The organism is Alphaproteobacteria bacterium, from assembly GCA_040905865.1.
Classification (GTDB): Bacteria; Pseudomonadota; Alphaproteobacteria; order UBA8366.
In genome coordinates, this window is sequence record JBBDQU010000005.1 from 1 (window position 1) to 21,833 (window position 21,833).

Sequence of the window (21,833 nt, forward strand, 5' to 3'; positions counted from 1 at the left end):
GGAGCTTGAATCACAATTTCTCCCGCAGGGGAATCCTGAATCTCAACAGGCCCTAGAGTGCGCGGCAAAAAAAACGGGGCCCGAAAGCCCCGTTTTCCATCGCTCTACCGCCGCAATCTCAGGAGAGACGGTACAGGTTCTGCGCCGCGACCATGGCGAAGAGCATCGGCAGCGACAGCATCGTGTTGGTGCGCGAGAACAGCATCGCCTTGCGGCCGGCCGCGGCTTTTTCCTCGGCGCTGCCATCGACGATGCCCAGGGCAACCTTCTGGTTTGGCCAGATGATGAACCAGACGTTGAACCACATGATGATGCCGAACCACATGCCGATGCCGATCATCCGGTGACCGGTTGTCGGTTCGGTGCCGGCGAAGCCGAGCGACATGGCTTCGATGATGTAACCGTTCAGCGACGCGACGCCGAGCCCGGTTACGATGGTCACCATGGCGGCCCAGCGGAACCAGAACAATGCCGCGGGTGCGATCACCTTGCTGATTGCCGGCTTCTGCTCGTCCGGAATCTTGCCCATATTGGGTATCTGCACGAAGTTGAAATACCACAGGATGCCGATCCACATGATGCCGCTGGCGACATGCAGCCAGCGCCAGGCAAAGCTCCAGAAAGCCGTCCCTTCAAAGTCGCCGTAGCTGTAATACATGACAAACAGAAGAATCAGGATTACCAGCCCCGCAATAATCGTTTTCGTCAGGTCTTGAAGGATTGCGCCCATATCTCTACCACCCCCTATTGTTTTCTATGACGTTGAGCCACAACATATGGAACTTGTGCCTAATTATTATGCGGACGGTGCGACAAATTGTACAGTCGCATGTAACGGATAGGTAACGGCCTTACCACACGGCGGTTACGCGGCCTGATTCCTGTCAGGGCATGCCGCGTACGGCGCCGGACGGGAAGATGCTGTGGTACCGCATTGAATTTCCAGAGGAATTGATGCCGGAAGAGGTGGATTCATACTGCGCGGATCTTGTGCGAAAGTATGATTCGGACCGGTATCTACTCACCATGATGGCGCCTGTGTCGCGCCGCGCCGCGTTACTGGCTGTTTACGCCTTCAATGTTGAAATTGTACGAATTCGCGAATCAGTGTCGGAAAGCATGCTGGGCGCCATTCGACTGCAGTGGTGGCGCGATGCGATCGACGCGCTGTATTCGGGTCGGGGGCCTGCCCACGCGGTCATCCGTCCGCTGGGTGAGGCCGTCGAACGGCATGGATTGTCGCAGGATCTGTTCCATCGTGTCATCGACGGCCGGGCGGCCGACCTGGACAGTACGCAGCCGGCGACGCTCGACGGTCTTGTGGCTTATGCGGACGAGACATCGACGCCGCTAATCCTGCTGGCGCTGGAAATCACGGGCCAGCGCGAGGATCTGTCCGCAGTGGCTTCGGACGCCGGGGTCGCCTGGGCGCTGACCGGGCTTGTCAGGGCCATACCGTTTCATTTGCGAAATGGTTGGAACTGCCTGCCGGTGGATGCTTGCGCGCGGCACGGCTTTGCGGTGCAGGACTTGCCGGCGGCGGCGGCGCAGGAGAAACTGTCGCGGGTTGTCTGCGACATTTCGGAATACACCGGCCAACGGATCGCCGCGGCGCGTTCGGCGCGCGGCCGTCTGACACGCGCCGGACTGCCGGCGTTGCTGCCCGTATCCTTTGCCGCCGCTTACCAGCGCCGTCTCGAAAGAGTCGGATTCAATCCATACGATGCCCGCATGGCGGGGCCGCCGCCGATGATCGCATGGCGGCTGCTGCTGCGCCTGCTATCGGGTCGGTATTGACAGGACTCCCGTTTCAGCCTGGTCGACGCCAAGCCAGGCGGCGAGATCGGTGAGGGCGCGCTGGGAATAGCCGGCGCGGCGCTCCCGCCGGCCCTTGCGGCGGCGCTGGTTCTTTTCCAGCACGTCCAGCGGTGGAAACAGGCCAAAATTGACGTTCATCGGCTGGAAGGTATCGTCCGACGCGCCGCCGGTAATATGCGCCAGCAGGGCGCCCAGCGCGGTGGTCGGCGGCGGCGGGACCGGCGCGTCGCCCCGCTGTTCGGCGGCGGCGAACCGGCCGGCGAGCAGGCCGCATGCGGCGGATTCCAGGTATCCCTCGACGCCGGTGATCTGCCCCGCGAAGCGGAGGCGGGGCATTTGCGCCAGGCGGAGCGTCCCGTCCAGCAGGCGGGGGCTGTTGAGGAAGGTATTGCGGTGGATACCGCCAAGCCGTGCGAATTCCGCCGATTCCAGGCCGGGGATGGTCCGGAAGATGGCTTTCTGGGCGCCGTGTTTCAGCTTGGTCTGGAATCCGACCATGTTGTAAAGCGTGCCCAGCGCATTGTCCTGGCGCAACTGCACCACGGCGTGGGCGCGCCGGCCGGTATGCGGGTCGGTCAGGCCGATGGGCTTCATCGGGCCGAAGCGCAGGGTATCCTCGCCGCGTTCCGCCATGACCTCGATCGGCAGGCAGCCCTCGAAATAGGGCGTGTCCTTTTCCCAGTCGTGGAATTCGGTAACGTCGCCGGCGCGCAGCGCGGCGATGAACGCCTTGTATTGCGCTTCGTCGAGCGGGCAGTTGATGTAGTCGGCGCCGTCGCCCTTGTCGTACCGGGACTGGAACCAGGATTTCGAGAAATCGATCGACTCACGGTGGATGACCGGCGCGATGGCGTCGAAGAAGGCGAGGGAATCCTCGCCGGTGAGCTGGCGGATCGCCTCGCTGAGCGGCGGCGCGGTCAGGGGGCCGGTGGCGACGATGACGGACGACCACGACGCCGGCGGCAGGCCTGAAATCTCTTCACGGGCGATGGTGACAAGCGGTTCGGCCTCGAGGCGTCGGGTCACCGTATGGGAAAAGGCGTTGCGGTCTACCGCCAGCGCCCCGCCGGCCGGGACCCGGTTGAAGTCGGCCGCCGCCATGATCAGCGAATGGCAACGCCGCATTTCCTCGTGCAGCAGGCCGACGGCATTGTGTTCGGCATCGTCGGACCGGAAGGAGTTGGAACAGACCAGTTCGGCAAGGCCGTCGGTCTGATGCGCATCCGTGCCGCGAACGGGCCGCATTTCGTGCAGTATTACGGGAATGCCGGCGTGGGCCAGTTGCCAGGCCGCTTCCGAGCCGGCGAGGCCACCGCCGATGATGTGAACAGGTTCCAGGGCGTTTCGTCCGATTTGTCCTGTTGCAGGGGCGGGGAATCTAGCGGTTTATATAAAGATTACAAAAAAGAAAAAGCCGGCTTCGGTTTCCCGAAGCCGGCTTCGTCTCAATATCGTCTTACCGACCGTAGATGACCATTTCGCCGCGTTGTCCGGTGAAAATTCCCGGCCCTTTCGGATCCCGCGGATCGCCCCGCTGTGCTTCCGGAAGGTACGGTTTGTACGGAATTTTCTGGCACGCAGTCGCCGCGATGGATATCGCCGCCGCCATTGTCAGAACCGTACAAACCCGTTTCACGTTGAACTTCCTCTTTCCGGTCGATTGTTATACGGCTCAGAAGCTGATGCGCATACCAGCCGTTACGATGTCGATATCGTCGATGGAGACACCGGTACGTTCAGCCGCGAAGTTGTGGTAAGCGGCATAGACCTCGGCGCCAAGGGGTTCGACCACCTGGACAACACCGAGGCTCCAACGCTCGCCCTCGTCGTTCGTGGCGTTGTCGGTTTCGTTCTGGCTCCAGTCAATGGCAAGACGGGTCTGGCCAAGTTCGGTTGCGTTGAACATGTAACCGACCTTGACGTAGAGCCGGTCCTGGTCAGTCGTATCGGCATCACGATCGGCCGCGCCAACCATGAAGTTGAGACCCATCGGAAGCAGAACACCGATCGAACCATTGATCGTATCGCTATCGAGGTCGGGAGTGGCGGGAGTGTTGGTGCCGTTGCCGTCCTTGAGGCGGTCATACGCGATTGCCGCCTTGACCTTTACGCCGCCGAAATCGCCGCCGTAGTTGAGGCCGTAGTTCTGGTTATCTTCATTGGCCAACGACGTCACAAACTGGAAGCCACCGAACACCGGCGAGTCGTACCGGATACGATCCGTACGGCCAGCGTCAAGATTGCTGAAGATTGAGCCAGTGACGCCGCTGTTGGCGCCGGTTGCCGAATTCTTGAACGGTTCGGCGCCGATCATGGCGTTACCCGCCGTCTGGACCAAGGTCGTTCCGGACATATCCGCCCTGCCGTGATAACCGTCAGTCGCGAGACTGCCGTCACCGAGGGAGAACGTCCCCATGGACTTGCTCGACAACGCAAGTGTCATCTGCCGAACCCTGAATGTGTCCTGATCGTTCGTCAGATCATTGGAGTCAATCAGTTGATCGCTGGAACTGTTTTCACCGAGTTCGATGGTCGTCCTGACGCTGAGATCGTCCGAGATATTGCCGGTGCCAACGAAGCGGAACCGCGTTTCAGATTCGCCGTTCCCCGAGAAGATCACGGCGCTGCTTTGGCCATTGTCCCTGTACTGCATCATCTGGTTGACATGACCGGAGACAACGAGATTCATTGTCTTCTTGCTGCGGGCGACATACTGGCCACCGCCGGACTTTTCGAGCGCCTGAACGCGCTTTTCGAGTGCGCCGATGTCCTGCGCCGAAACCGACGAGGCGGCCAGGGCGGCAACCGCGGCAAGTGCTGTGCTGCTGAGCAGCTTCACACGTAATTGCATTACTTCCTCCATACTGATCATTTAAAAACGAACGTTGACTTCCCTCAAATCGAACAACCCGAAGTATTGGATGTTGCTCAGCTTGCAAGCTTTGACTTTGAGCATGATCAGTGTGGAATAGTGAACATGTTCAGAAGGCAAGCGGCTCATCCAAGCTCCGATACCGGTTGATCTGTCGAGAACCTATTCTTTGGGCAGGCGGGGTGTCAACGAAAGCGGGAGGTATGGCGGTATTAAGCTGGCGCTTGTTGCATTATTGCAACATGGCGCTTTGCCCCGCTTTAAAAGGTTAATGCGCGCCGGGGTGCTGAAGGGCCGCAAAATTGTGCTCTAAGTATTGGGTACGACATCGAATGCGATACTGTAGCGTTTCTCCGGGCTGTCGAAGGGAAGCGTGCGATGGCCGAAATATGATGGAAATAAAACGACCAGGCCTTCCCTTGGCTGGATTACCCGTGTCCTGGGGTCGCGGGTCGTGGGAATGGAATAAAGGCTGCGGCCGAATTCGATGCATCCGGCATTTTCCCGCGCCTGTCCCGCGTCCAGTGGCGGCAGCGATGGATAGTAGGTGCCGCTGAGCCAGCCGGTCGGGTGGAAATGCGTGTCATGGAATCCGTCTGAATCCATGATATTCGCCCATACTTCCAGATGGTGGTCTTGCGGGGGAGACTGCAGGAAGGGGTGCGACGGGTCGGCATCCACCACGGCCTGGTATTGCGCAATGGTCCCCAGGATCATTTCCTCGAAATCCGCGAAGGGGCCTTTCTCGCCGTCCAGCAGTTCCAGTGTGGCCTGCCCGTTATTGAGCGAGCGATTGGTTTTTGAATGATAAAGTGTAGGATGATTGCGGATATGCTCGCAAAGCGCCCGGTTGAAGGCGCCGATATCCCTGTATCCGTCCGGCGGGGCCAGATCGAAGCACCGGACAAGGGAATCGGCGTCCAGCAGGTATTGCGCTTCCGCGGCGCAGCCCATTTCGTTCAGCGCTGTCGATTTGAAAGCCAGCGCGGCGCAATGTCCCGGATCGCCGGCAAGAATCATGTCGCAGGTTTCCAGCGCCGCCCGGTGGTTCCGGTCGCAGAGATACGCAATGGTCAGGGTGATCAGGTTTTCCGCCGACGGCGGCGCCAGCGCGATCGCCGCTTCGCCGACCGCCACCGCTTCCGCCGTCCGGCCGGACAGGGCGAGCGCATGGGTAAGGTCGAAGCGCGCCTTCAGGTCGTCGGGCGCCAGTTGCACAACGCGATTCAGGGCCCTGGCGGCCTCGGCATGGTCGCCGGTCTTCAGGCAGGTGTCGCCGATGCTGCGAATGGCGCTCCGATGTTCGGGCGACAGCGCGACGGCGCGTTCAAAGGCCCGCAGCGATTCATCGAGGCGGTTCATTCGGCCCAGCAGCGAACCCAGATTGACCTGGCAATCCGCGGAATCGGGTTCGAGTTCGATGGCCCGCCGGTAACAGGCCTCGGCTTCTTCCAGGCGCCCGGCCTGCTGCAGCGCGCCGCCGCAGTTCATGTGCAGGATGCCGGTGTCGGGGCTCAGCGCGATGGCTTTCCTGAAAACCCCGACGGCATCGTCGAACGCGCCGGTCTGGACACAGGCATAGCCGAGGTTATGGAGTGTCGGCAGGTCGTCGGGCCGCCGTTCGAGCGAAGCCCGAAAGCATGATATTGCCGCATCGAACTTCCCCTGCTGTCCATAAACCAGGCCCAGTTCCGCATGGGCTTCGCCATCGTCGGGGGCGATTTCGATGGCCCGGCGCAGCAGGTCTTCCGCCGGTCCTTGCGCGCCGGTCCGAAAACAGCACAGCGCGAGCAGGCGCAGGGCTTCGGGGATATCGCGGTCCCGGGTCAGGATACGGATACAGGACTCCTCGGTATCGCGAAACAGTCCGGCGTGGAACTGCTGGCCGGCATCCGTCAGGTCCCTGGCGGTTGCGCCGGAGCGGCTGCGCCCGCTGTCACCGCCAGACCGGCTGACCGGCTGGCGCAACAGCTTCCTGATAAAGGAATCGCGCTGGCGCCGCCGGCGTTTGTCGCTGATTCTCCCCGCCATCCCGATGGCTGCCTTCACACTCCTTCAGGTAAACCGCGCGACAGCCTAGACAGTGAGGTATTGCACTGCAAGGATCGGGTGGCATTGATATTCCTCAAGTGGCGGACGGCAATGTCAGTACGAAAACAGATCGAGCGGATAAGGGCGCTGGCCGCGGCGGGCGATTTCGCGGGCGCCTGTGCGCTGGGCCGTTCGGTATATACGAAAAATCCGGCGAATATCCCCCTCGGCCTTATTTATGCCCAGGCGCTGCTGGGCGGCGGCGACAATGGCGCGGCGGCGGATGTGCTGGCGAAAATGACGGGCAACCGCAAGGCGCCGGCCGATGTCTTCCTGATGCGGGCCCATGCGCTGATGCAACTGCGGCGGCTCGATGAGTGCCTGGAAACGGTGATGTCCGGTCTGAAGAAATTCCCCGACCATCCTGATCTGCTGAACAATGCGGGCGTGTTGAACGATATGCTGAAACGTCCCGCCGGAGCGGAAACCTGTTTCCGGCAACTGACCCGGGTGCAGCCCCGGCGCGGCGGCGCGTACCTCGGCCTCGGCAACGCCTTGCGGCAGCAGGGCAGGTATGACGACGCCCTGCAGGCCTATGAAACGGCCGTCGCGCTGGAACCGGGGAACCCGGCGCCGCAGGTCAACCGGGCCAATATGCTGGGACAGATGGGAGAAGGGGCGCGCGCGCAGGCCGCCTACCGGGAAATCCTGCAACGCTTTCCCCAGCGCAAGGACGTCCTGTCGAATTTCGCGGCCTCGCTGGCGAATTCGGGGGACCATGCCGGCGCGGCGGAACTGTACGAATCCTATATCGAATCCCGCCCCGATGATTTTGACGCCAATCTTTCCTGGGGAAAGGCGCTGCTGAAATCGGGTAACGCGGCGGCGGCCGAAACGGTTTTCGCGGCGATGGCGAGCGCCTGGCCCGACCGGACCGGGATCTGCCCCGAACTGATCAATGCCTGTCTGAAAAACGGCGCGGAGGCGCTGGCCCGAGAATACCAGGCGATGTACCGGGTAAAATTCCCGGCCTCCGCCGATGTTTATTCCTGCGACACGATCCTGGATGCGGCGTCGGGCGGCAGGGATACGGCCCTGAACGAGGTCCGTTACGACGCCGATATCCAGGCGGCTGAAATCGCCGTGCCGGACGGCTATGCGGACGGGGAGTCCTTCTGGGACGCCGTCTGCGCCGCGGTCTATGCGCATCCCAGCCTGCGGGAATCGCCGCCGGAACATGCCACGCGCGAGGGTTTCCACAGCGACAACCTGGCGGAGGAACCGGTGGCGCCGGCCCTGCGGGACCTGATCGCCGCGATAGAAGACAATGTCCGCGACTATGCGGCGCGGCGGGCTGATGCGGGCAATCCGTTCTTCGACAACCTGTCCCTGGAGGGGAACCTGTTCCGCATGTGGGCGGTCGTGATGCGGCGGGGCGGCCATCAGGAAGCGCATATCCATCCCAGTTCGCGGATCAGCGGCGTCGTCTATGCGAAAGTGCCGCCATCGATCCGGGACGGAAACGACCGGTCCGGATGGATCGAATTCGGGCGGCCGCATTCCGATTTCTTCCAGCCGGAAACCCTGGCGACCCGCATGTTCCAGCCGAAGCGGGGGCGGATGGTGATGTTTCCCGCCTATCTGTACCACCGGACCCTGCCGCTGGACGGCGACGATCACCGCATCAGCATCGCTTTCGATTTCTGTACGCCGGGCGCTTGAATTTTGCGGCACCAGAAATTGTACATGCCGTCGAAGGTGCGAGGGTGATCCTGTTCGATGGCGGCGTCGGCGGGGAACGGTGCGGAAAACGGCATGCAGGGGATCCGCGCGGCGAAGCTACGCGCTTTTGCGGGTCAACCGGCCGGCCTCGAAATACGGGGCCAGATAGCGGCCTGTATAGCTTTCGGGAACCCGGGCGACCTCTTCCGGCGTGCCGGCCGCTACGATCCGGCCGCCGCCGCCGCCGCCTTCCGGGCCCAGGTCGATGACATGGTCGGCGGTCTTGATGACTTCCAGGTTATGTTCGATGACGACGACGGTGTTGCCCTGGTCGACCAGCGCCTGCAGCACTTCGAGCAGTTTGCGGACATCCTCGAAATGCAGCCCGGTGGTCGGCTCGTCCAGGATATATAAAGTACGGCCGGTGGCCCGTCGGGAAAGCTCCTTGGCCAGTTTCACCCGCTGCGCCTCGCCGCCGGACAGGGTTGTGGCCTGCTGCCCCACCTTGATATAGCCGAGCCCGACCCGCTGCAGCATGGCCATCTTGTCGCGAATCGACGGCACGGCCTTGAAGGTTTCCGCCGCTTCGTCGACCGTCATCGACAGGACATCCGCGATGGAATGTTCCCGGAAGGTCACTTCCAGCGTTTCCCGGTTGTAGCGCTGTCCCTTGCAGGCATCGCACTGGACATAGATATCCGGCAGGAAATGCATCTCGATCTTGATGACGCCGTCGCCCTGGCAGGATTCGCAGCGGCCGCCCTTGACGTTGAAGGAGAACCGGCCCGCCGCGTAACCCCGGGCGCGGGCCTCGGGCAGGTTGGCGAACCAGTCCCGGATTGGCGTGAAGGCGCCGGTATAGGTCGCGGGATTGGAGCGCGGCGTGCGGCCGATCGGCGACTGGTCGATGTCGATGACCTTGTCCAGGTGCTCCACGCCCGTGATGGAGTCATGGGCGGCGCCGCCCTGCCGGGCGCCGTTCAACTGGCGGGCCAGGGCCTTGTACAGGGTGTCGATGATCAGGGTCGACTTGCCGCTGCCGGAAACGCCCGTCACGCAGGTAAAGACGCCGAGCGGGATTTCCGCATCGACATCCAGCAGGTTGTTCGCCGAGGCCCGCTCGACCCGCAGGGACCTTCCTTTCTTCGCCTTGCGCCGCCGCGCCGGAATCTCGATCCGCCGCGCGCCGGTCAGGTACTGGCCGGTCAGGCTTTCGGGACAGCGCAGCACCTCTTCCGGCAGGCCGGCGGCGACGACATGGCCGCCATGCACCCCGGCGCCGGGCCCCATATCGACCAGGTAGTCCGCCGACCGGATGGCGTCCTCGTCATGTTCGACGACGATCACCGTATTGCCGAGGTCGCGCAGGCGCTTCAGCGTCTCCAGCAGACGCTCATTATCGCGCTGGTGCAGTCCGATGGACGGCTCGTCGAGAACATACAGCACCCCGGTCAGGCCGGACCCGATCTGCGAGGCGAGGCGGATGCGCTGGCTTTCGCCGCCGGACAGGGTTGCCGAGGACCGGCTGAGCGTCAGGTAATTCAGCCCGACATCGACCAGAAATCCCAGCCGCTCGTTGATTTCCTTCAGGATGCGCGTGCCGATCTCAAGCTGCTTGTCGGTCAGCTTTGCGCCGAGCGCCGCAAACCAGTCCCGCGCCTCGAGGATGGACTTATCCGCGATGGCGCTGATATGCGCGCCGTCGATTTTCACCGCCAGCGCTTCCGGTTTCAGCCGCGCGCCGCCGCAGGCCTCGCAGTCGCTGACGCTGTGATACTTGCCCAGCTCATCGCGCAGCCAGGCGCTGTCCGTTTCATGCCAGCGCCGGGTCATGTTCGGCAGGACGCCCTCGAAGGGTTTCTTCGTACTATAGGTCCTGACCCCGTCGTCGAAGGTCATGGTGACGGCGGTATTGCCGGTGCCGTTCAGGATGGCGTTCTTCACCGCTTTGGGCAGGTCGGCGAACGGGGTGCCCATATCGACCTTGTAATGCGCCGCCAGGCTTTGCAGCGTCTGCCGGTAATAGGGCGAGGTCGAGCCGGTCCAGGGCGCGATGGCTATGGCCAGCGGCTTGCCCGGATCCGGCACGACGAGGTCGGCATCCACATGCATCGTGGTGCCCAGACCGTCGCAGGCGGGGCAGGCGCCGAACGGGTTGTTGAAGGAAAACAGCCGCGGTTCGATCTCGTCGATCGTGAAGCCCGATACCGGGCAGGCGAAGCGCGCCGAAAACGTCCTGCGGTCGCCGGTTTCCGCGTTCTCGGCGAATACCAGCCCGTCGGCGAGCGCGAGCGCCGTTTCCAGCGAATCGGCCAGCCGCGATTCGATGCCGGGGCGGACGACGACGCGGTCGATGACGATATCGATGTCATGCTTGAAATTCTTGTCGAGCTTCGGCGCATCCTCGATCAGGTGCATTTCGCCGTCGATCTTGGCCCGCTGATAACCGCGTTTCTGCAATGCCGCCAGTTCCTTGCGGTATTCGCCCTTGCGGCCGCGCACGATGGGCGCCAGCAGGAACAAACGGGTGCCTTCTTCCATGGCCATGATGATATCGACCATCTGGCTGACCTGCTGGCTTTCGATCGGCAGTCCCGTTGCCGGGGAATAGGGGATGCCGATCCGCGCATACAGCAGCCGCATGTAATCGTATACTTCCGTGACGGTCCCGACGGTCGAGCGCGGGTTTCGGCTGGTCGTTTTCTGTTCGATGGAAATGGCCGGCGACAGCCCCTCGATCAGGTCGACATCCGGTTTCTGCATCAGTTCGAGGAACTGGCGGGCATAGGCGCTGAGGCTTTCGACGTAGCGGCGTTGACCGTCCGCATAGATCGTATCGAAAGCCAGCGACGATTTGCCCGACCCGGATAACCCCGTGATCACGATCAACCGGTCGCGTGGCAGGTCCACGTCGACATTCTTCAGGTTATGTTCACGCGCGCCGCGCACGCGGATATGTGTCAGCATGGCTCAATCATGATTGGGGTTTTCGACCGCCGCAAATTGCGACGCCGGCTTGTTTCGAATATAGGAGCCGCCGCGCCGCTTATCGACTCCAAAAACGTGTCTCACGCCTTGGAAAAAGACGGCGCGGCGCATAGACTGACCGCCACGGAATTTTCATCACTGAAAGACCCTCGTCATGGCAGGCAGCATCAACAAGGTCATCCTGGTCGGAAATCTGGGGCGCGACCCGGAAATCAGGACCACGCAGAACGGCATGAAGGTCGCCAATATCCGCATCGCCACCAGCGAACGCTGGAAGGACCGCAATTCCGGCGAAATGCAGGAGCGCACCGAATGGCACAGCGTCGCGATTTTCAACGAGCATCTTGTCGGAGTGGCCGAACGCTTCCTGCACAAGGGGTCCAAGGTATATATTGAGGGACAGTTGCAGACCCGCAAATGGACCGACCAGCAGGGACAGGATCGCTATACGACGGAGATCGTGCTCAACCGGTTCCGGGGCGAGTTGCAGATGCTCGACAGTCGCGGCGGCGGCGATGGCGGCGGTTCCTATGCCGGCGGTGGCAATGACGCTTCCTCGGGCGGCGGCGATTATGGTGGGGGAGGCGGTGGCGGCGGTCGGTCCCACGACGATCTGGATGACGAAATTCCATTCTAGGTCGGCAAAAACCCCTTCCTGTTGCCTCGACGAGGCGGAAGCCATGGATTTATGGCGGAATGCGGTGATTTCGTCTTACAGTGTTACGGTATGGTACCTTATTCGCGCCTGAACCGGCGCGATGCTGTACATGGCGGGAGGGGGAAATCATGAGCTATTCAGTCTGGGGAGAGAACTTATGAAAATGCGAGCCCTTGCAACCCTGTTCGGGGTGGCGTTGCTGGCGGGCGCCTGCGCGGACGGCCGGTTGATCGAAACGGTTGAAAAAATGGAGCCGAAGGAAAAGGGATTTAAGGCTAACCTGCAGCATCAGTACGTGACTCTGGCGAAGATAGAACTGGAGGAAGGCGACCGTTACGATGCGGGCGTCTTTGCGCGGCGCGCCGAAGCGGCGGCGATGGGCAAGGACGTTGACCCGGATATTCTGTGGGATCGCCATTATTCGGCAAAGCAGTTGGACGAATTGATCGGCGAGCGGTCCCGCCTTGTTTACGCACTCGATTCGGGTGGCCGCAAGGATTTCCCGGGAATCGCCGCGCGGGCGCAGACGCAGTTCGATTGCTGGGCGCAGGAGCTTGAGGAAAACACCCAGCCGGACGATATCGCGAAGTGCCGCAACGGCTATATGCTGGCCATGCAGTCGCTGGATGAGATGATGAAGCCGTCGCCGGCGGAAAAGGAGCCGGAACCCGCGAAGCCGGCGCCGGTCGCGATGCCGGAAAAAGGCCCGTTCAACGTTTATTTCGAATTCGACAGTGACGAGGTGAGGGGCGCCGAGGCCGGCGTCGCGCTGGTCAAGGCCGCGAATTCGATCCGCGAGAACAAGATTTCCAGCGTTGTCGTTGTCGGGCACACGGATTCGGCGGGCCGGGACGGGTACAATCAGGCCCTGGCATTGCGCCGCGCCGAGAACGTGAAGGAAGTTCTGGTCGGACTGGACGTCAATCCAGATATCATCGAACCGGTTTCGGTCGGTGAATCGGGGCAGGAAAAGCCGACCGGTGACGGCGTCCGCGAGGACGCGAATCGCCGGGTGGTGATCAGACTCTACTGAGGCCCGACCGCACGGTAACAGGAATGGGCCGCAGCCCCGCCCGGATGCCGAGCAAGGGCGTCGGGGTCAGGTTGCGGCCCGTTTTATCGCAGGAGTATCGGTATGCGGGACCACTTCATTCGCAGGTGGCAGAACGGGCCGGCCGGCAAGGCAAGACTGGCATTAACGGTATTGCCGTAGTGAATTGCCCGGTAGATGACTTGTCGGGAAATTCCGTATTTCGTTGTTCCATAACAGAAAACCCTCTATATTTTGCCTTCGGTTGTCATCTTGAGGTTGGCTGGACGGCTTTGTCGCCTTCCCGCCAAATATCCAATGAAAAGCAGTAATAGAGTGATCGTTTCTTGAGCCCGCAGCCATGCCGCCGATAGAACCCTCTTATATTTCCATAGAAGAGGAAATGAAGCGTTCGTATCTCGATTACGCGATGAGCGTCATCGTGAGCCGGGCGTTGCCTGATGTCCGCGACGGTCTGAAGCCGGTGCATCGCCGGATCCTTTATTCGATGAAGGAAAGCGGTTTCGATTCCACCCGGCCGTATCGCAAGTCGGCGCGGATTGTCGGTGACGTCATGGGTAAGTATCACCCGCATGGCGACCAGGCGATTTATGACGCCATGGTGCGGATGGCGCAGGGTTTCTCGATGCGGCTGCCGCTGATCGACGGGCAGGGCAATTTCGGTTCCATGGATGGCGACCGGGCGGCCGCCATGCGCTACACCGAAGCGCGCCTGGCGGCATCGGCGGAAGCGCTGATCGACGATATCGACAAGGAAACGGTCGATTTCATCGACAACTATGATGAAACCACATCCGAACCTTCGGTTCTGCCGGCGCGGTTCCCGAATCTGCTGGTCAACGGCGCGGGCGGCATCGCGGTCGGCATGGCGACGAATATTCCGCCGCACAACCTGACCGAAGTGGTCAATGCCTGCCTGGCTTATGTCGACAATCCGGCAATTTCGATTGCGGAACTGATCGAACTGGTTCCCGGTCCCGATTTTCCAACCGGTGGCCAGATCCTCGGGGAAGCGGGAATCCGTTCCGCGTATCACACCGGGCGCGGCTCGGTGGTCATGCGGTCGCGAACGCATGTCGAACCGCTCGGCGCGGACCGCGAGGCAATCGTCGTTACCGAAATTCCCTATCAGGTGAACAAGTCACGGATGGTGGAGCGAATTGCCGAGGTCGTCCGGGACAAGACGGTCGAGGGGATATCGGATCTGCGCGACGAATCGGATCGGGACGGCGTCCGTGTCGTGATCGAACTGAAGCGCGATTCGATCACGGAAGTCGTGCTGGCCCAACTGTTCCGTTACACGCCCCTGCAGACGAGTTTCGGCGTCAATATGCTGGCGCTGGTCGGCGGCCGGCCGGAACAGATGAACCTGAAGGAAATCATCGCCGCGTTCGTCGATTTCCGCGAAGTCGTTATTACCCGCCGGACGGTCTATCTGCTGCGCCGGGCGCGGGAACGGGCGCATGTCCTGGCCGGCCTGCTGGTCGCGCTGGCGAATCTCGATCCGATCATCGACCTGATCCGCCGGTCGCCGGATCCGGCCGTCGCGCGCGAACGCCTGATGGCGGAAAACTGGGAGGCCGGCGATGTCGCGCCGTTTATCGCGCTGATCGACGATCCGGGCCGGGCGGTGATCGAGGGACGATACCGCCTTTCCGAAATCCAGGCCCGGGCGATTCTGGAGTTGCGGCTGCAACGCCTGACCGGTCTGGAGCGGGACAAGCTGACCGGCGAAACCGAGGAACTGTCCGGCAGGATCAACGATTTCCTGACGATCCTGACGGACCGCGACCGCCTGCTTGAGGTGCTGCGCGAGGAATTGCGGGAAATTTCGGAAAAATACGGCACGCCGCGCCGGACCGATATCCAGCCGGCGGAATTCGAGCACGATATCGAGGACCTGATCCAGCGCGAGGATATGGTCGTGACCGTCACCCATGGCGGCTATATCAAACGGGTGCCGCTATCCACCTACCGCGCCCAGCGCCGCGGCGGCAAGGGACGGACGGGAATGTCCACCCGGGACGAGGATTTCGTGCAGGAGGTCTTCGTTGCGTCGACCCACACCACCGTCCTGTTCTTTTCGTCCCGGGGCATGGTCTACCAGCTCAAGGTCTACCGGTTGCCGCTGGGCAGCCCGCAGGCGCGCGGCAAGGCCATGATCAACTTGCTGCCGCTGGTAGAGGGCGAAACGATTTCGACGGTCATGATGATGCCGGAGGACGAGGAAAGCTGGAGCCGCCTGCATGTCATGTTCTCGACCGCGACGGGTAATGTGCGGCGCAACCTGCTGAGCGATTTCACCAATATCATGGCGAACGGCAAGATCGCGATGAAGCTGGACGAGGGCGACCAGCTGGTCCGGGTCCGGACCTGCACCGATAACGATACCATTCTTCTGGCAACCAGGCGGGGCATGTGCATCCGTTTCCCGGTGCCGGATGTCCGCGTGTTCAGCGGCCGGACGTCGACCGGTGTCCGGGGTATCCGCCTCGATGACGGCGACGAGGTGATCTGGATGTCGGCGCTGGTGCAGGTCGATATCGCAATCGAACAGCGCGATTTATATCTGCGCCAGGCCAATGCAATGCGGCGTGCGATTGAAGTCGAGGACGAAGAGGTTCCTGAATCAGGCACGACGGGCCAGTTGTCGGCGGATGTTTTCGAGCTGCTGGCCGCGCGCGAACAGTTCGTCCTGACCGTCACCGAAAAGGGTTTCGGCAAACGGACGTCCGCTTATGACTATCGGATCACGAACCGGGGCGGGAAGGGCATCGTCAATGTCGATATCGCCAAGCGGAACGACCATGTCGTCGCAACCTTCCCGGTCGAGCCGAGCGACCAGATCATGCTGGTTACCGATAGAGGGCAGGTCATCCGGTTCCCGGTCGACCAGGTCCGGATCGCGGGCCGACGGACCCAGGGCGTCACGCTTTTCGACGTGAATGGCGAGGGCAAGGTCGTCTCTGTCGCGCGGTTGCGCGACGTGGGGGATGACGATGGCGAAGTCGCGGGTGACGCCATCGTCGGCACGGAAGACAATACGGAAAACGGCACTTTAGAGGATTCCTGACAGCGCCGGTGTGAAGCCGGGCCGGGAAGCGGAGGGGGAACGGAATGGCCGAAGGGCATGTCGGGGTATACGCGGGAACGTTCGATCCGATCACGAACGGGCATATGGATATCATTTCCCGGGCGGCGAAGCACCTCGTCGACAAACTCATCATCGCGGTCGCCCGCAATCCCGGGAAGGGACCGCTTTTTTCGCTGGATGACCGGGTGGCGATGGTCCGGGCGGAACTGGACGCCACCAGCTTCGCGGCGCGGGCCGAGGTCCATCCATTCGATTCCCTGCTGACCGATTTTGCCGGAGCGCATGGCGCCAGCGTTCTGGTTCGCGGGCTGCGCGCCGTATCGGATTTCGAGTACGAATTCCAGATGGCGTCGATGAACCGCTACCTGAAGCCAGAAATCGAAACCACCTTTCTGATGGCGTCGGACCGGAACCAGTTCATCTCATCACGCCTGGTGAAGGAAATCTGCCTGCTGAACGGCGATATCGCGCAGTTCGTTTCGCCGCGCGTTGCCGAGAAGCTGGTCGCAAAGCGCCGTGCCGGTTAGATCGGCAGTGTTTGGCTGGAATCGACCGTGGCGATCCACAACCAAGTGAATCTGATCTATCTTATTGAAATATAGCACCTTCACAGGTTCAAGCGGAACCTGTTGCGGTTCCGTTTGAACCTGATGTGCTATAATGTGCCAGAATCGGCGAAAGAATCGTGTAGGGAGAAGGTTATGAATGAAAGCTCCGCTCGCAAGACCGTTATAGGACTGTTGGAAGGTCTGGGAAATGACGACGACGCTGAGGTCCTCGCGACGGCGCGCACCCTGCACGCGAAAATTTCGGAAATGGGCGTAACCTGGGACGAATTGCTGGTCCAGGATGATGGCAGCGTCAGCCCGCCGGTCAATTATGCCGGCGCCGGCGCGACGGCGCCGGAGGATTACGACGACAACGACAGTGGCCGTGACGGAGAAGGCGAATTTGACGGCGACGGTGACGATGTGGCGCCTCGCGCGGACGATGCAGCCTTTGACCTTGTCGGCGCGGCTGCCGACGATATCAGACGGATCGAGCAGATTCAGTCGATGAAGGATATTTCGGAGTCATTGCGCGAGGAACTGGACGGGTTTCTCGAAGACATCAAGGAGAACGAATTCACGGTCGCCGACCGTCACTACCTCGAGGCCTTGCAGCAACGCCTTTCGAAGGGCGACCGCAGGCCGAAATGAGCCGACCGGGTCGGCGCGCGCCATTATTGTCGCCGGAAACACCTCACAGGCGCGTAAACGAACTGCAACAATCGGTAATCCGGCCGTGATCGGGCGTCGCCCGCCGCATCGGGGCGCGCGAAAAGCATACATTAGCGCCGAGTTGTCGGATAACGGCGCGGTGAAACGGTGGCGAGATCGAGTGATATCCCGAACACGCGTTCGTCGAGTGGCGGGGAACCTGCGTCGAGTGGCGGGGGAAGCGTCATCTAAATGGATGTTTGACGGAATGTCGCGATGTGATTATTAGGCGGCAAGCGAACGCACGTGCCGTGTCGAGGCCTCAAAACAAATGAACCGCGCGCAGCAAGGCGAAAAGGACCAGTGTTGATGTCTGGCGAGGCGACAGAAAATTCATTGCCGATTTCCGATTTCGAGAAGGATTCGCTGCATATACTGCCTCTTGCCATGATTCCGCTGCAGTCGAACGCGCTGTCGCGTGCGCGGCTGATAAAAAATGCCAAGCTTGAAAGTATGTTGGAAGTCTTCGACGACGCCAGCGCGGGTAGCGGTCAGATTCACCCGGACATGATCGAACAGACATTCGATATCGCCACGGGTGAGGAGATGGATGACGGCCGTAAAATCCGGGCGCTCGCGAAACTGAACAGTTTCGACGTATACAGTCTTCGCATCCAGATTCGCGGGCTCGGAATCGTCCTGGAGGATCAGGAGCACCTGCGTCTCTCGAAGGCCAAGCGGGCCGAACTGACGAAATACATGCTCGGCTTTACCCGGCCGCTGATCCGGCAGATTTACGGGTCGAACAAAACCGACATTGAGGATATCTCCGAACTGATCGCCCTGTTCGACAACCCCGACCCTGCAGAGGCGCTGAACAACCTGCGCCTGATAACCGACAAGCTGGGGATCAAGCTTGCCGATCTGCCGCGGTTTCTCGAGGATTACGGCGATACGTTCCTGTCGCTGGCTTATTTCCAGGACACGCACGATTCGCTTGAGCCGGAATTCCTGTCGCTTTCCGCGGCGGTCAATAATATTCGGGAGAACCATCAGCTCAGGCAGAACGGGTATCTCATGAACTCGATGACGGAAACCCTTGACGATCTCGGCGAACTCAAGGGGTCCATCGAGGCGATGTTCGCTTCCTTCACGAAGGAATCCGAAAACATGTGGGATGATTTTTCAGCCGATACGTTTCGCCGGGTGCGACTGCTGATCGAACGAAACCACACGACGATCGGGGCGGTGCTGTGCGGCCTGTCGGTCAAGCTGTCGGCCTGGAGCCGACGCTTCGGGAATAGTGATCACGGTTTGCTGCAGCAGTCCGAATTCATTATGTCGGATATCCGGCAGGGGTTGAAAAGCCTGTTGATCATTACCCGGGAAGCGCTGCGGAACGGTCCGTAGCACATCAGGTTTGAATGGCACCGGTTGCGATTCCAACAGCCGCGATCTGCTTTTAATCCAAAAAAATAGAGCAGATTCACGCCTTTTACCCGACGCAATTATTGCGTCGGGTAAAAGGCGATCTGCTCTAGCCGACGCCCAAATCCCACATGCCGGTCGGGTTCGGATGGATCTGCCAGCTGCGGGCGATCCTGTCGATCTGTTCGGGCGATTTCTCGTCGAAAAATTTCAGCGCCTTCTGCAGTTTCAATCCGCTGTGCGACGATCCCTGCCTGGCATGGCGTGCATAGGTATATATTGTCCGGAACGTATCCTTGTCGAACTTCGCGAACTTGCAGGCCGCCGCGAGCGCGAGCCCGGAAGAATCGTAGAAGATGCGTTTTATGAAGGTTTCAGGCAGCCCGGTTTTTTGCGCAAACATTGCCATGAACAGGGAAATATCGGCGTTTTTCAGGACCCGGAGCACGGCTTCCTGATTGAGCAGCCCCTGTTCCGAAAGCTGCTCGGCGAGTTGCTGGGCCTTGCTTTGCCGCTGCGTCCCGGCTTCATGCCCCGGCAATTCCTGCGCGGTCGACTTCGACAGGAGTTGCGAGACGGTCGCTTCGTCGAGTTTCCAGTCCTTGATGATGATCTGCCGCAGGGAATCCGAGACCCAGCCGAACAGCCGCTCGGCCAGATCCCGGTCCAGGTCGCGCCGGCGCACCAGCGGTTCGCGAAAGATATCCTCGCGTTCCGACTGCTCGACCAGATACTCCATCGTGGCGCGGGATATCTTCGCGGTGGCGTTCTGCAACAGGCATTTTATGACGTTTCTGTTGCCCGTCTCGACAAGGGTATCTGAAACGGATTCGCTCAGATTGCTGCGGATCGATACGGCAAGCTGATGCTCGAATGTCCGGAATTTGACGATTTCGATCAGGTCTTCGTCGTTGAGTGCGCCGCTGGTCGTCAGGATAGGGTAGGCGATTTCGATCTTGTCATTCGCCAGCAACCGGACCAGGTCGCGGGGCGCGTCCGGCATCTGGGCCAGGCGCGTGCTGATCGTGCGCCGGACGACCATTTCCGTATCGTGGACAAGCCGCCGCAGGATATCGAACATGATTTCCCGCTCGCGCTGTGTCGTCGTTTCGTCGCCTGTTTCCGGGAGGTCCGTTACCGCTTCGACAAGCGCGCTTCGCGCGGGCGGCGAGGCGTCCCGCGCCAGTGTGACGAGATGCTGGGCCGACACGGCGCCGGCATTCTCGACACCTGAAATTATTGCGCTGTCCATGATATCGCCGCAGTATCCGGTCGTGAATTGCGGGCGCTGTCCGGCACGCCCAATGGCGTGTTATACAACAGTTTCGTCTCCCGAAAAAGTAGGGAATCATTAACCATACGACCCGGCGCTTTCCGGGCCCGTGCTTCCCTGTAGCCTGAAGGCCTGTCAGATCGTGGTATCCGAACCGGAAAGTATCGACGATCTTTTCGCGCGATTTGGACCCGCCTACCGGTGGCTGGTGACAATCGCGGGAATGACAGCGGCGTTCACGATGGTTCTGACCGCAACGATCGTCAACGTTGCGGTGCCGGACGTCATGGGCGCCTTTGGCGTCGGTCAGGACAAGGCGCAGTTCCTGCAGACGTCGTTTATCACGACAATGACCGCGAGCCAGCTACTCAATGCCTGGGTCGTCGGCAAGCTGGGACAGCGGAATGCCTTCCTCGGGGTTCTGACGCTGTTTCTTGCGGGCGCGTTGATCTGCGGATTCAGTCCCAGCCTGGATGGCATTATCGTGGGCCGGATCATGCAGGGTTTTGCCGCCGGTATCGTTCAGCCCCTGGTGATGGTGACGCTGTTTCAGGTGTTCCCATCGGACCGCCGCGGCTTCGCGATGGGAATCTACGGCATCGGGCTTATGCTGGCGCTGGGTTTCGGCCCGGTCATCGGCGGGATCACCTCGGACGCCCTGAACTGGCGCTATATCTTTTTCATGCCGATTCCGCTTGTCCTCGCGTCTTTCGCCATGGGGCTGATCTTCATGCCGTCCGAGCGTCCCGACGGGCCCACCAAGCGGTTCGACTGGGCGGGGTACATTTTACTGTGCACGGCGCTGTTCTGTCTGATGACGGCGATCGGGAACGGCCAGCGGGAGGGCTGGAGCTCCGACACGATCCTGCTGACCATCGTCATCGGGACAGTGGCCGGCGTCAGCTTCGTCGTATCGCAATTCAGGGCGGGCTCCTCCCTGCTGGAAATGAATCTGCTGGGCAACCCGCGGTTCGCCAGCGCCGTTGTCGTCGCCTTCGTGTTCGGCGCGGGCAATTTTGCGATTACCTACGCCATCCCGGTATTCGGGCAGCTTGTGCAGGGCTATTCGCCGACGGTGGCGGGGTTCCTGCTGCTGCCGGCCAGCCTGATCGTCGTGGTGATGCTGCCAATGACGGGAAAATTGTCGGACAGCGTCGCGCCAGCCTATCCGATCATCGGGGGCCTCCTGCTGTTTGTGCTGGGAGCGTATCTTCTGGCGGACGTGGATATCAATACGGGGTTCTGGGCCGTCGCGGTGTTCTGCATCGTCGGCCGGTTCGGGATGGCCTTCATTTCACCGGCGCTGATGGCGTCGGCCATGCGGTCCGTGCCGACGGACAAACTGAATGCGGGGTCCGGCACGATCAATTTCTTCCGCCAGTTGGGCGGCGCCATGGGAATCAACACGCTGGTCGTGGCGCTGGAACTGCGCACGCAGTTTCATATCGACGCGATGACCGCGACCCAGACGGCGGGAAACGCCGCGACACGGGAGTTGCTTGGGAGGATAGAGGGACTGCTGAGCGAGGGCGGGATTCCCGTCGCGATCCAGACTCCCATATCGCTGAACCATCTCGGGCAGGTGCTGCACGCACAGGCGCAAACGCAGGGGTTCCAGGACGGGTTCATGCTGATTGCAATCGTGTTCGTTATCGCGCTGATTCCCGCCTATATCCTGTCCCAGGCGCGCGAACGGTAA

At 61.1% G+C, this 21,833-nt stretch carries 15 protein-coding genes; 9 read left to right on the forward strand and 6 right to left on the reverse strand.

Features of this window, described 5'->3' with window-relative positions; translation table 11 throughout:
- Positions 1-118: 118 nt before the first annotated feature.
- A complete protein-coding gene (locus tag WD767_00960; protein MEX2614641.1) occupies positions 119-730 on the reverse strand; it encodes a urate hydroxylase PuuD in 612 nt (203 codons plus the stop codon).
- Positions 731-891: 161 nt separating this feature from the next.
- On the opposite strand from WD767_00960, the gene WD767_00965 reads away from it, so the two are divergent.
- Positions 892-1,797, forward strand: a complete 906-nt coding sequence (locus tag WD767_00965; protein ID MEX2614642.1) for a phytoene/squalene synthase family protein — start codon at positions 892-894, stop codon at positions 1,795-1,797.
- Here the strand turns inward: WD767_00965 and trmFO are convergent.
- The 3 genes from trmFO to WD767_00980 form a co-directional block, all read right to left on the reverse strand.
- A complete protein-coding gene (gene trmFO / locus WD767_00970; protein MEX2614643.1) occupies positions 1,780-3,156 on the reverse strand; it encodes a methylenetetrahydrofolate--tRNA-(uracil(54)-C(5))-methyltransferase (FADH(2)-oxidizing) TrmFO in 1,377 nt (458 codons plus the stop codon). The genes WD767_00965 and trmFO overlap by 18 nt on opposite strands.
- Positions 3,157-3,490: 334 nt before the next feature.
- Positions 3,491-4,669 (reverse strand): hypothetical protein, encoded by a 1,179-nt coding sequence (locus WD767_00975; protein MEX2614644.1) that lies wholly within the window; start codon positions 4,667-4,669, stop codon positions 3,491-3,493.
- A 330-nt stretch (positions 4,670-4,999) separates the two neighbouring features.
- On the reverse strand, positions 5,000-6,721 hold the full coding sequence (locus WD767_00980) for a tetratricopeptide repeat protein (protein MEX2614645.1): 1,722 nt from the start codon (positions 6,719-6,721) through the stop codon (positions 5,000-5,002).
- Between the two features lie 111 nt (positions 6,722-6,832).
- Here WD767_00980 and WD767_00985 point away from each other — a divergent pair, with 111 nt between their 5' ends.
- Positions 6,833-8,443, forward strand: a complete 1,611-nt coding sequence (locus WD767_00985) for a putative 2OG-Fe(II) oxygenase (GenBank protein MEX2614646.1) — start codon at positions 6,833-6,835, stop codon at positions 8,441-8,443.
- 117 nt (positions 8,444-8,560) lie between these two features.
- Here the strand turns inward: WD767_00985 and uvrA are convergent, their stop codons facing one another.
- The gene (gene uvrA / locus WD767_00990) at positions 8,561-11,410 is read right to left on the reverse strand and encodes an excinuclease ABC subunit UvrA (protein MEX2614647.1); all 2,850 of its coding nucleotides are present in this window, start codon (positions 11,408-11,410) and stop codon (positions 8,561-8,563) included.
- 175 nt (positions 11,411-11,585) lie between these two features.
- Here uvrA and ssb point away from each other — a divergent pair, with 175 nt between their 5' ends.
- From ssb to WD767_01020, 6 genes are all read left to right on the forward strand, one after another.
- Positions 11,586-12,068 (forward strand): single-stranded DNA-binding protein, encoded by a 483-nt coding sequence (gene ssb, locus WD767_00995; GenBank protein ID MEX2614648.1) that lies wholly within the window; start codon positions 11,586-11,588, stop codon positions 12,066-12,068.
- Between the two features lie 178 nt (positions 12,069-12,246).
- A complete protein-coding gene (locus WD767_01000) occupies positions 12,247-13,122 on the forward strand; it encodes an OmpA family protein (protein MEX2614649.1) in 876 nt (291 codons plus the stop codon).
- Between the two features lie 358 nt (positions 13,123-13,480).
- Positions 13,481-16,213 carry a DNA gyrase subunit A gene (gyrA, locus tag WD767_01005; GenBank protein MEX2614650.1) on the forward strand — a complete coding sequence of 911 codons (2,733 nt, stop codon included), beginning with the start codon at positions 13,481-13,483 and terminating at the stop codon, positions 16,211-16,213.
- A 44-nt stretch (positions 16,214-16,257) separates the two neighbouring features.
- Positions 16,258-16,761, forward strand: coding sequence for a pantetheine-phosphate adenylyltransferase (gene coaD, locus WD767_01010; GenBank protein ID MEX2614651.1), 504 nt, complete (start codon positions 16,258-16,260; stop codon positions 16,759-16,761).
- A gap of 174 nt (positions 16,762-16,935) precedes the next feature.
- Entirely contained in the window at positions 16,936-17,433 is a 498-nt protein-coding gene (locus tag WD767_01015) for a hypothetical protein (GenBank protein ID MEX2614652.1), read from the forward strand.
- A gap of 396 nt (positions 17,434-17,829) precedes the next feature.
- The gene (locus WD767_01020) at positions 17,830-18,843 is read left to right on the forward strand and encodes a hypothetical protein (GenBank protein MEX2614653.1); all 1,014 of its coding nucleotides are present in this window, start codon (positions 17,830-17,832) and stop codon (positions 18,841-18,843) included.
- A gap of 127 nt (positions 18,844-18,970) precedes the next feature.
- Here WD767_01020 and WD767_01025 read toward each other — a convergent pair whose 3' ends face one another.
- A complete protein-coding gene (locus WD767_01025; GenBank protein ID MEX2614654.1) occupies positions 18,971-20,113 on the reverse strand; it encodes a DUF2336 domain-containing protein in 1,143 nt (380 codons plus the stop codon).
- A gap of 130 nt (positions 20,114-20,243) precedes the next feature.
- Here WD767_01025 and WD767_01030 point away from each other — a divergent pair, with 130 nt between their 5' ends.
- Positions 20,244-21,833: a DHA2 family efflux MFS transporter permease subunit gene (locus WD767_01030; protein MEX2614655.1), complete on the forward strand. Its 1,590-nt coding sequence runs from the start codon at positions 20,244-20,246 to the stop codon at positions 21,831-21,833.